Raw genomic sequence first — 12,394 nt, forward strand, 5'->3', positions numbered from 1 at the left:
TTATTTAATCGGTAAAATGTGCGGACTAATATTGTATGTATTATATTAGTTGCCGTTCTTTTGTGCGAATTTCATAATTTTCAAAAAATCCGATTCAGATTTTTTTGTAATCAATTGAGAAACAGCATTCAAGAATTAATAGACTATAATAACCAACAAACCTCCTTCCTATGGATTTTCTTGCAGTGTTTTCTTTTTTGGGATTTACCTTACTTGTAGCCATTATTGCCTGGTATGCCACTAGAACTACCAATGAAAAATCATCCGATGGTTATTTTTTGGGCGGGCGTAGCTTAACGGCAGGGGTCATAGCGGGATCCCTATTGCTTACCAACCTGTCCACGGAACAGATTGTTGGCTTAAATGGAAGTGCTTATAAAGACGGATTGTCCGTAATGGCTTGGGAAACCCTTGCGGCCATGGCCATGGTGGTTACGGCCGTATTTTTGTTGCCTAGGTATTTGAAGGGCGGATTGACCACGGTTCCGCAATTTTTGGCGGACCGCTTCGATGTTACCACCAAAACGATTACCTCCGCACTCTTTTTGACAGGTTATGTAGTGGTCCTTTTGCCGGTCATATTGTATTCTGGATCTGTGGCCATTAGTGGTATGTTCGATGTGCCGGGTATGTTCAATATTTCTGAATCCGCCGCCTTGGTCTATTGTATTTGGGGGATTGGCATCATTGGGTCTATTTATGCGGTATTTGGCGGACTCAAGGCCGTGGCCGTTTCGGATAGTATCAATGCCATAGGTTTGATTATTGGGGGCTTATTGATTCCCATTTTTGGTTTGATGGCCATTGGGGATGGAAGCGTGACGCAAGGCTTGGACGTTTTAATGACTGCCAATCCGGAGCGATTCGATTCGACAGGGGAGAAAGGACAGGAGGTACCCTTTGTGACCATATTTACGGGGATGATGTTGGTACAGCTTTTCTATTGGGGCACCAACCAACAGATCATTCAAAGGGCCTTGGGGGCCAAGAACCTCGCCGAAGGCCAGAAAGGATTGTTATTAGCCGCTTTCTTGAAAATTTTAGGGCCCATAATCCTGGTACTACCGGGAATGATAGCCTACTATTATTTTGAGGGAGGATTGGCTTCCAGTGATTTGGCATATCCGGAATTGGTGCGGGCCGTATTGCCTAAAACCTTGGTCGGGTTTTTTGCCGCCGTTTTGTTCGGGGCTATCCTAAGTTCCTTCAATAGCGTGTTGAACAGTTCTGTAACCCTGTTTGGTATCGACATTTACAAACAGCATATCAACAAGGAGGCTTCCGAAGCTACGGTAGTCAAATACGGTAAGATTTTTGGGATTTGCTTGGCCTTGGCCGCTATGTTCATTGCCCCATTGATTGCCAATGCCGGTAGTTTGTTCAATTACCTTCAGGAAATCAATGGAATTTATAGCATTCCTATTTTCACGATTATCGTAGTGGGATATCTCACCAAGCGTGTTCCGGCCATTGCGGCCAAAATTGGAATCTTTTTGGGATCGGCGCTGTATATTATCAGTCAGTTTATCATGAAGCCCCATTTTATTGGAAAATCTTTGGAGGAGGCAAAAAATGCCGGTATTACAGACCCGGCACAACTTACTTTGGTAGAGGCCGATGCTTATCCACATTACTTGCACGTAATGGCTATATTGTTCATGATGAACTGTATCATTATGCTCGTTATTGGGAAGTTTTATCCACGGAAGGAGGCCTTTGAATTACGTTATACGGAACAGGTGGATATATCGCCTTATAAGTATGTAAAACAAGGCGGTATTGCAGTTGTTCTAATTGTAGTAGCCATTTATGTCTACTTTGCAAAATAATCTAGAATTGTAAGTTAAGTCCAATTTGTCCTGGGCCGAAAGTAAGGTTCCAACTTACTTTTTTGTCTTGGTCATTATATTTTTGGTCATATTTTGAATCCAGATAGTGGTCTATGGATTCAACTGTGGCAATGCTAATGGCGAAAGCAAATACCATATCGCTCAGCCAGTGTTGTCCGTCCCAGACCCTGGATATTCCTGGAATGGCACCTACAGTATAGATACCGGCCTTTAGCCAAGGATTTTTGAATTGTTTGGCAATGGCATAAGCATTCGTAAAGGCTAATATAGCATGGCCTGATGGAAAGGAATGAAAATTTCTGCTGGAGTTAAAAGGGTCAAACGTATCCTTTCCCAAATTCGCCACTGGTCTAGCCCTCCCAACAACGGATTTTAGAACTTGTTGTAAAAGACCTGCAGAAGTGGCCGATGATATTAATAGAACCCCGGTCCGTCGTAATTTTTCGTCTTTGAGTATAAGTCCGGTTAAATAAACTGCAGAGGTTGCAATATAATTGTTTTCGGGACTTCCGTAACTTGTTCCATAGTCCCTGATCCATCCCGGGACACTTTCCCTGTTATTGCGAATAAACCTTGATGTATTGTCGTCAAAAACGTAAACAAGCCCTGTTCCACCCACGACCATTCCAAAATCGGCCCATTGCTCCCCTTTCCAATGAAATGGTCTGGAATAGGAGTGGCCAACCCCCTTGAATATGTTGCCCATATCGTAGGTGAACATTTTCCATCGGGTATCCACAGTGTCCACAGGCTTAATCTGGGCATTTGAATAAAGGGATATGGATAGAGTTATTAAAAGAAAGTATTTCAAAATAAACGTTTAAGATTTTAAAACTATTAAAAAATTTATTTTCACATATGCCATAAAAATAAAAAGCTTGACCCATACCGAGTTAATTTTGAGAGCACTTGGGTCATTATATTATTTTGCAGTATTCAGGTAAAAATAACGGTAGCTAGTCTAAACGTATTGGCGTGTGCCTCAATAATGGTTTTGATTTCCATGGAATACCCTCCTCCCATACTACATTGGACCGGAATTCCATGTTCTTTGCAGGTCTTTAGGACAAATTCGTCACGTTGTTTGCAACCGTTTAAGCTTAGGGCCAGGGTTCCTAGTTTATCGGTTTCCAACACATCCACCCCGCAGAGATAGAATATAAAATCAGGCCGATGTTTTTCTATCAGCCCGGGCAGGGTATCCTGTAGAATGGAGAGATATTCTTCGTCGTTAGTTCCTTTTTCCAACGAAATATCTAAATCCGATACCTCCTTTTTAAAGGGATAATTCCCTGCCCCGTGCATGGAGAAGGTAAATACGGAAGCATCTTTTTGGAAGATTTCCGCTGTACCGTTTCCTTGGTGTACGTCCAAATCCACGATCAATATGCGATTCGCCAATTTTTTGGACTGCAGATATCGGGCACCTATGGCCTGATCGTTCAACATACAAAAGGCTTCGCCCCGATTGCTGTAGGCATGGTGTGTTCCTCCGGCAATGTTCATGGCAACTCCATGTTGAATGGCATATTCACAGGCTTTCATGGTGCCATCGGCAATGATCCGCTCCCGTTCCACCAAATTCTCGTCCAGTGGAAATCCAATTTTTCGGGCCTCCTTATGAGAAATTTTAAGGTTTAGGAGGTCATAAAAATATTCGGCATCGTGGGCGGCAACGATGTACTTGTCATTTGGGATTTCCGGAGCAAAGAAATTTTCATCGGTACAAGTCCCTTCATACAAAAGCTGCTTGGGTAACAGTTCGTATTTGATCATCGGGAACCGATGTCCTTCCGGCAACGGATGTTTGTAAATGGGGTGGTAGGCGATTTTCAGCATCAATTGACTGTCAATGTGCAAAAATAGGCAAACCTTAGTTACCTTTGGTCCCCATGAAGACCTCAATAACTACGGCTATTGAAAAATGCCAGGAACTTTTAATGGAAGGGCACCTAGTAGCCATCCCTACCGAGACGGTGTATGGATTGGCAGCAAATGCCTTGGACAGTATGGCGGTAAAGCGCATTTTTGAGATGAAGGGCCGGCCTGCTTTCAATCCCTTAATCGTTCATATCCACCAAATGGAGCAGTTGTCCATTTTGGCGAAGGATATTCCCCAAAAGGCCTATGAATTGGCAGAGGCTTTTTGGCCGGGTTCTCTAACCTTGATATTGTCCAAGCAGGATATAGTGCCTGAAATCATTACCGGTGGCAAGCCTACCGTGGGGGTGCGAATGCCAAATCACCCGTTGACGCAAGAACTTTTAAAAGGCTTGCCATTTCCCTTGGCGGCCCCCAGTGCCAATCCCTTTACGCGGGTGAGTCCAACCTCTGCCCAACATGTGTGGGACTATTTTGGTGACCGAATTCCAGCTATTTTGGATGGTGGTCCTTGTCAGGTTGGTTTGGAATCCACCATTGTGGGATTTGAAGGGGAGACCCCTATTTTATACCGAAAAGGGGGCATTCCCAAGGAGGCCGTTGAGGCTGTCGTTGGCGAACTAAAGATTTCCACAGAAAATGAAACATCTCCGGAAGCCCCTGGCATGCTGCTAAAACACTATTCTCCCAGAACCCCTTTACTGGTTTGTGATAATATTAGAGAGGAATTAATGAATAATCCACATAAGAAAGTGGGAGTCCTATCATTCTACCAGGAAGACTTTCCATCGGCTACCAAGGTCATCACCCTATCGCAAAAAAAACAAATGGAAGAGGCGGCCACGTACCTTTTTGAGGCCTTGCATATCTTGGATGCGAGCGGTCTGGATTTGATCCTTGCCGAACGTTTTCCGGAAAAGGGCTTGGGCAGTAGCATCAACGACCGCTTGTTCCGGGCGCAGAACTAAAACACTTTTTAAATCCTAGCCTTTGTGCAGCTTCAATTGTATCCTTTTTCTAGGAATATCGACGGACAATACCTTTACGATAACCTGCTGATGAAGGCTTACATGGGCATTTACGTCCTTTACGAAACTATCCGAAAGGTTGGAAACATGGATCAGGCCACTTTCCTTGATGCCGATGTCCACAAAACAGCCAAAATTGGTAATGTTGTTCACGATGCCGGGCAACAACTGTCCGTCCCGCAAATCCGAAATGGTTTTGATGTTTTGGTCGAAAGTGAAAACCTTTGCCTTTTCGCGACGGTCGAGTCCGGGTTTTTCCAGTTCGGAAAGAATATCCTCCAAAGTGGGTAGGCCAATGGTATCCGTGCAGTATTTTTTGAGATCGATTTCCTTCAGTAGGGCCTTATTTCCAATAAGTTCAGATATACCCTTCTTTTTGTCCGATGCCATTTTTTGAACAATAGGGTAGCTCTCCGGATGTACGGCGGAATCGTCCAAGGGATTTTCGGCATCCTTTATCCGAAGAAATCCAGCGCCCTGTTCAAAGGCTTTTCCGCCTAAACGGGGAACCTCCATAATTTCCTTCCGACTCCCAAATGGTCCATGGGCCGTTCTATGGGCCACGATGTTTTCGGCGAGTTTTGGCCCAATACCGGATACGTAACTTAACAGGGGGACACTTGCCGTGTTGATGTTCACCCCAACGGAGTTCACACAGCTTTCCACCACCGTATCCAAGGATTTCTTCAATTTTGATTGGTCCACATCGTGCTGGTATTGCCCCACACCAATGGACTTGGGGTCGATTTTTACCAATTCGGCCAAAGGGTCCGCCAAGCGCCTTCCAATGGAAACAGCACCACGAACGGTAACATCGTAATTAGGAAACTCGTCCCGGGCAATTTTCGAGGCCGAGTAGATGGAAGCCCCGGCCTCGCTGACCACGAAAACCTCGATGGGATTTTTAAATACCACTTTTTTTACCAATCGTTCCGTTTCCCTGGATGCGGTTCCATTTCCAATGGCAATGGCCTCAATTTTATAGGCATCGGCCAGGGAACTTAATTTTTTGATAGCTCCGGTAACATCGTTCTGAGGGGCATGGGGATAGATGGTTTCATTGTGCATAAGGTTCCCCAGTTCGTCCAGGCAAACCACCTTACAACCGGTCCTAAAACCTGGGTCAATCGCTAATATTCGTTTTTCGCCCAAAGGAGCCCCCAACAACAACTGGCGTAGGTTTTTGGAAAAAACGGCGATTGCTTCGTCATCTGCCTTTTCCTTGGCGTTTTTTAGCAGTTCATTGGAAAGGGAAGGAAAGAGTAAACGCTTGTAGGCATCGGCAATGGCCAATGTTATATGCTCCGAACAGGCATTTTTGGTTTTGATGATTTTGTTCTCGATGCCTTGCAGTAACCGTTCATCGTCCAGTTCTATTTTTACTCGGATGATTTTTTCCGATTCCGCCCGTAAAATGGCCAATAGCCGGTGCGATGGACAACGGTTCAAGGGTTCGCTCCAATCAAAATAATCCCGGTATTTTTGAGATTTTTCACTTGTGCTGAGCGTAGTCGAAGCATCCTTCATCGCTGAAACCACTTTTGTGGTAATCAATGCGAACCGTTCCAACTGGTTCCGGATCATATTTCTAACATCAGTGCGTTCATTGATCCACTCGGCAATAATGTGTCGTGCACCCTCTAAAGCTTCGTCTTCGTTTTGTACCTCGGGACTTAGGTATTTGGATGCCAAGAACTCAATGTCGTCCGACCGTTGGGCCATGATAATTTTGGCCAAGGGTTCCAACCCTTGTTTTCGGGCTACCTCGGCCTTGGTCTTTTTACTTTTTTTGAAGGGGAGGTACAGGTCTTCCAATTGGGTCAAATCCTCGGCGGATTCAAACTTGGCCCTAAGTTCCGGGGTTAAAAGGTCTTGTTCCTCTACCGATTTTATAATAGCGCTTTTGCGTTTTTCTAGGGCCTCGAATTGTTCTTTAAACTGAACGATACTGCCAATCTGGACTTCGTCCAATCCACCTGTAGCTTCCTTCCTGTATCGTGATATAAAAGGGACGGTACAATCTTGGTTTAATAGGTCAACCGTGTTTAGAATCCCTTTTTCGGGAAGGTTTGTGTGTTTTTGGATGTAGGGTAGCAATAACATTTTAAATTGGGTTTTGTCCGGTCGAGCGCAGTCGAGACCTTTTAAAGTGTGTAGGATTTTTAGCTAATGGTTAATCCATTACCAACCCCATCCTCATCCGGATTTACGAATACCAATTTACCTTCCTTGTTTTCCGTCATCAAGATCATGCCCTCACTTTCCACCCCACGTAAGGCCCTGGGTGCTAGATTGACCAATACGGTCACTTTTTTGCCCACAATTTCTTCCGGGGTAAAACTTTCGGCAATACCGGAGACAATGGTACGAACATCCAAACCGGTATCCACTTTTAGGACCAATAATTTTTTGGCTTTGGGCATTTTCTCGGCTTCCACTATGGTGCCTACGCGCATGTCCAGTTTGGAGAAATCGTCAAAGGTAATCGTATCCTTTTGTGGCATATGGGCTTTGTTTTCTTGTTGGTTTGCTTTTTTTGTAGCTTCCAGCTTGTCCAGTTGCGCTTGAATTTCAGCGTCTTCAATTTTACGGAACAATAGCTCGGATTGACCAATTTTGTGTCCGGGGGGTAACAGAATATCTTTGGTAGATACCTCATTCCAAGAGGTCTCGATTGCGCTCGACCGGACCCCTAAAATGCTTTTCAGCTTATCCGAAGTAAACGGTAAAAACGGTTCGCTCAAAACCGCCAATCCAGCGGCAATTTGCAAAGCAACATACATAATTGTTTTTACCCGTTCCTCGTCCTCTTTAATGACTTTCCAGGGTTCTGCATCGGCTAAATATTTATTGCCCAAGCGGGCAAGATTCATCAACTCCTGACCTGCTTCCCTAAAGCGATAACGTTCCAAGGAACTGGAGATAATCTCCGGAAAATTTTTGAGTTCGTTCAAGGTTTCACTATCCACTTCCAAAAGGGTACTTGGAGCAGGTATTTTGCCTTCATAGTACTTATTTGTTAGCACTACGACACGGTTCACAAAATTCCCAAAAATGGCCACCAGCTCATTGTTGTTCCTGGCCTGAAAGTCCTTCCAGGTAAAATCGTTGTCCTTTGTTTCCGGGGCATTGGCCGTTAAGGTATACCGAAGCACGTCCTGCATGTTTGGAAAATCCTCCAAATATTCGTGCAGCCACACGGCCCAGTTTTTGGAGGTGGAAAGCTTGTTCCCCTCCAGATTCAGGAACTCGTTGGCGGGGACGTTTTCCGGTAGGATATAATTCCCATGTGCTTTTAGGATGGATGGAAAAATGATGCAGTGAAAAACGATATTGTCCTTACCGATAAAATGCACCAATTTGGTATCCTTGTCCTGCCAGTAGGGTTTCCAGTCCTTTCCCTCTCTTTCCGCCCATTCCTTGGTGGAGGAGATGTAGCCAATGGGTGCATCAAACCATACATACAAAACTTTGCCTTCTCCGCCTTTTACGGGTACGGGAATCCCCCAATCCAGATCCCGAGTAACCGCACGGGGTTCGAGACCGCCATCAATCCAGGATTTGCACTGGCCGTAGACGTTGGGTTTCCAATCGTCCTTATGGCCTTTTAAGATCCATTCCCTTAAAAAATCCTCATAGCGGTCCAAGGGCAAAAACCAATGGGTGGTCTCCTTTGTTGTGGGTGTCGTGCCCGTTATGGTGGATTTTGGATTGATCAAATCGGTGGCATTCAGGGAGGAACCGCAATTCTCGCATTGGTCGCCATAGGCTTCCTCGTTACCGCATTTTGGACAGGTGCCGATGACGAATCGGTCGGCCAAAAATTGTTTCGCTTCCTCGTCGTATAATTGGGCGGTAGTTTCCTCTATGAAATCTCCCTGTTCGTATAATTGTTTGAAAAATCCCGATGCTGTTTCATGATGTACCTCTGCTGAGGTCCTGGAATAATTGTCAAAAGAAATGCCAAAATCCGCAAAGGATTTTTTTATGATACCGTGGTATTTGTCGATGACATCCTTGGGCGAAACACCCTCCTTCTTGGCTTTCATGGAAATGGCCACGCCATGCTCGTCGCTTCCACAGACAAAGGCAACCTCCTTGCCCGTTAGGCGTAAATATCGGGTATAAATATCCGCAGGTACGTAGACCCCGGCCAAATGGCCAATGTGTATAGGTCCGTTGGTATAGGGTAGGGCGGCCGTAACCGTATATCTTTTGGGTGGAATGGCTTTGGTCATCGGATTAAATTAAAGGCACAAAAATAACCATTTTTAATCCCTAGTTGGGCCAGATACGGAAAAAACAAAAAACCCTCGGCGTACCATAGTACGACCGAAGGTCAAGTTACATAGTGGGGAAACTCTTTACGCTACCATTACCGACTTGCTCATCTTTTGATTCTGTACACTTATGCGATAAATGTACTTGCCGGATGATAGGTGTTTGGGCATGCGCTCTCGTATGTTGATCTCTGTGGACCCTTCTAGCATCATTTCGTTAAAAACGGTGCCAACATGCTGTCCAAGAATATTGTACAATTGAATATCCACCTGCGCAGAGAACGGCATTTCCAGATAAATATGTGGGGTACTATCCGTAGGATAGAAAGGTTTGTGAACGATGGCGTTCAGTAAATCTGGATTTACGGGATCTGTTCCTTCCTCACCGGGTTGTGTTGGTGGGGTTACCGGACCGTCGCTGTACACGATATCTGGGAAATCCGTACCGCTACAGTTGAAGCCTAAATTCACTGGATTGTAGGGGTGGTCCAAAAGATGTTGTTCGACGAGGGGAATGTCCACGCACAACCATTCGGCCAACACCGTGGCATACAAATCCCGGAAATCCATGGTGTATTCCAGGTTGCCTCTTCCGTCAGGGTCGTCCAACGTAGGGTGGTCGCCCACAAAGGCGCTTCCGTTCAATCCTGAGCCAAAGAACAGGGTAGGGGCCGCCTTTCCATGGTCCGTTCCATTGGAACCGTTTTCGAAAATTCTTCGACCAAATTCAGAAAAGGTCATGCTCAATACCTGATTGTCCTGTTGGGTAAACCCTAGATCCTCGTAGAAATTATTGAGGGCAACCGATAGATTGGTCATTAATCGCTCATGTGCCAAAGGCTGATTGCCGTGGGTGTCAAAACCACCCATCGATACCATGTATACCTTGGTGCCCAAATTGCCTTTTATCAATCTTGCCAAAAGGGCCATTTGACGGGCAAACCCGTTATCCTGATATTCCACTTGGTTTTGGCCCCTTGCATAGGCTTCGTGAATAAGACCGGAATATTCATAGGTAGTATTCGCCACCCCTCTTAAAAACTTTAATTGGTCCCCGTACATACAGCCATTAAAGAGGGCATTGTCCAAACCATAAACTACGCCAGATTCTGCAATCTCCTGTAGTTGCTCCACGTTAGAGGTCACAAAGGCATAATTGGTTTCCTCCCCTTGGAAAATCAAATTTCCAAACTGCCCGATCTGTATCGCTGCCGGAGCGGCGGGAGGGTTTATCAAATAATCGGGATAAATATTTTCGAAATGTCTTCCCATCCATCCGGTATTGAGTCCACTAAAACCGGTTGTGGTCAAATCAGTATTCGCATAAATATCGGAACCCGTAAAATGAGAGAGACTTTGGTTTTGATATCCTACACCGTGGACTGCCTTGAACTGACCATTGCCCCACATGGGCTCCAAAGCTCCCATGTAAGATGGAACACCAAATTCATCCGTAAGTTTTAACACTTTACTTTCTGGGATATAGATATTGGGTCGTGCGTTGGCATAGCTGTCATATTGCTCAATGGGGATAACGGTACTTAGACCATCGTTTCCTCCAGATAACCTTATAAGAATTAAGATGTTATCCGTTTCCGCCGCGGCAATACCTGCGGTCAATGGGGAGGGAGAGGATGCGGTAAGCATATTGGCTCCCAATAACATAGAACCGGAACCGGCGATTCCCAAGGCCTGTAAAAAGGAACGACGGCTCCATATTTGATGTTCTTTATCATGACCATCGTGTTCCAGTCCTTTGTGGGGTGAGTGATGTGTATGGCACATAGTAGTAGGTGTTGTTATTTTAATTGATATTCAGGTTGTCTAGCTAGGTATTGCATCAAAAGATACACTTGATATGGGGCTTGTGGCCAAGTGGCCAAGGTCCAGGATTCCTGGTTGCCACCTTCGTAGTAAACGTCTTCCACATCACTTCTAAAGATGGCGAATGCCTTTGCATACTCGCCTTCGTCCAATAATCCTTTGGGGAGGATAAAGTCGATGATGAGCCGGGCTACCGCATCAGGATTGGTACTGGTCAAGCCAGTGGTTCCTGTTATGGATAAACCCAACGACCTGAATTGTTCGTTATCCTGTTGGTAGAAGGTCTCCAAAAGACTTTCAATGGTAAGCCACCTACCTATAATAAAATTAGTGTTGATCCACGTTCTGTCCCGCTGCCATCCGGCAACATCAAAGGGGTCGAACAATTCTTGACCTAAAAGTCCACTGTAATTGAGCATGGAGCCCAACACGGTATCATCATAGGCAAAGCTTGTTTCCTTCAAGGTGTTCAAATAAAAATCGAAAGGACTTTTAATGATGACGCCAATGGCCTCATCGTCAAAAAAGTGTTGGCTTTTAAATAGCTGCCTTAAGACAGGAGCCAAATCAAAATTGTTTGAAATGAACGTCGATGCCATGCCATCAATAATTACTTGGGCGTTGTTCATGTCGTCCTGTGAATCCGGATGTACGAAAAACTCATAGAGTTTACGACAGATGAATTCTGCTATTTCATTGGGTCTTTGCTGAAACAGGATGTTGATAACATCGTCATAGCCCCAATTGCCCGTTTGGCCCAAAATGGTTTTGGTACCCGTATCATGTCTGTCTGCCCTAAAGGTCACCTGGGTACACCCTTCCTCTCCACGCTCCACGTAACCACTAAGGGCCCTTGCCGTTTCTATGATATCCTGCTCCGTGTACCCATTTCCTTCACCAAGGGTAAATAGTTCATAGAGTTCCCTTGCGTAATTCTCATTGGGATTGTTACCATTGTTATAGACACCGTCCAAATAATAGAGCATGGCACTGGTTAGGCCAATTTCACTTACGAACGTCCTGAAATTTCCAATGGCGTTTCTTTGAAGGCAGTTGATGTAGTGGTATAGGAAGGAGTTACAATCGTACACATCCAATTCGGTCACAAAATGGTTGCTCCAGAAGAAACTCAATCGGTCCCTAAGATTGTTCGACAATAGGGCATTGGTATAGCCTAGGGCGAATTCTGACCGTTGTTGGTTTACCAATTGCCTACGGGCATCATCGTCTGCCGGATAATTCGCATTGTTCCAATCCGCCCAAAGAGGGGCGGCCGTAGGGGCCATGTTTATGGCCTGGTCCACCAAGGCATCCACAAGGGTACCGGCATTTTGTTCAATGGCTTGGTTGATGGTATCTACCGATGCACTAAAGCCTAATCTTCTGTAAAGGTGTAAAGCTCTAGTCTGGTCTAAAGGTGCCGTATACGGAGCAAGGGTAGAAGTATTACAATTAATGAAATATTCCATAGTCCTGAAAGTAGGGCGTTAATAATGTTACGTTCAATAGAGTTGGGGCTTCTATCTAACGC

General features: G+C 45.1%; 8 protein-coding genes. 2 read left to right on the forward strand and 6 right to left on the reverse strand.

Translation table 11 applies throughout. The annotated features are described in order from the left end of the window. Positions 1–170 precede the first annotated feature (170 nt). Entirely contained in the window at positions 171–1,829 is a 1,659-nt protein-coding gene (locus ACZ41C_RS08975) for a solute:sodium symporter family transporter (protein WP_464560823.1), read from the forward strand. 1 nt (position 1,830) lies between these two features. On the opposite strand, the gene ACZ41C_RS08980 is transcribed toward ACZ41C_RS08975, so the two are convergent. Then, the gene (locus ACZ41C_RS08980) at positions 1,831–2,661 is read right to left on the reverse strand and encodes a phosphatase PAP2 family protein (protein ID WP_464560825.1); all 831 of its coding nucleotides are present in this window, start codon (positions 2,659–2,661) and stop codon (positions 1,831–1,833) included. Positions 2,662–2,786: 125 nt separating this feature from the next. Next, complete coding sequence (locus ACZ41C_RS08985) at positions 2,787–3,689, reverse strand: histone deacetylase family protein (RefSeq protein ID WP_464560827.1); 903 nt, start codon at positions 3,687–3,689, stop codon at positions 2,787–2,789. A gap of 53 nt (positions 3,690–3,742) precedes the next feature. Between ACZ41C_RS08985 and ACZ41C_RS08990 the strand changes: the two genes are divergently transcribed. Further along, on the forward strand, positions 3,743–4,699 hold the full coding sequence (locus ACZ41C_RS08990) for an L-threonylcarbamoyladenylate synthase (RefSeq protein ID WP_464560829.1): 957 nt from the start codon (positions 3,743–3,745) through the stop codon (positions 4,697–4,699). Positions 4,700–4,714: 15 nt separating this feature from the next. On the opposite strand, the gene ACZ41C_RS08995 is transcribed toward ACZ41C_RS08990, so the two are convergent. The 4 genes from ACZ41C_RS08995 to ACZ41C_RS09010 all read right to left on the reverse strand — a co-directional run bounded on the left by ACZ41C_RS08995 (position 4,715) and on the right by ACZ41C_RS09010 (position 12,332). After that, on the reverse strand, positions 4,715–6,862 hold the full coding sequence (locus ACZ41C_RS08995) for a Tex family protein (RefSeq protein WP_464560831.1): 2,148 nt from the start codon (positions 6,860–6,862) through the stop codon (positions 4,715–4,717). A gap of 59 nt (positions 6,863–6,921) precedes the next feature. After that, positions 6,922–8,997 carry a methionine--tRNA ligase gene (metG, locus tag ACZ41C_RS09000; protein ID WP_464560833.1) on the reverse strand — a complete coding sequence of 692 codons (2,076 nt, stop codon included), beginning with the start codon at positions 8,995–8,997 and terminating at the stop codon, positions 6,922–6,924. Between the two features lie 126 nt (positions 8,998–9,123). Further along, positions 9,124–10,824, reverse strand: a complete 1,701-nt coding sequence (locus ACZ41C_RS09005; protein ID WP_464560835.1) for a DUF1501 domain-containing protein — start codon at positions 10,822–10,824, stop codon at positions 9,124–9,126. 14 nt (positions 10,825–10,838) lie between these two features. Next, a complete protein-coding gene (locus ACZ41C_RS09010; protein ID WP_464560837.1) occupies positions 10,839–12,332 on the reverse strand; it encodes a DUF1800 domain-containing protein in 1,494 nt (497 codons plus the stop codon). Positions 12,333–12,394: the final 62 nt, after the last annotated feature.

The organism is Maribacter sp. C-4077, assembly GCF_055378385.1.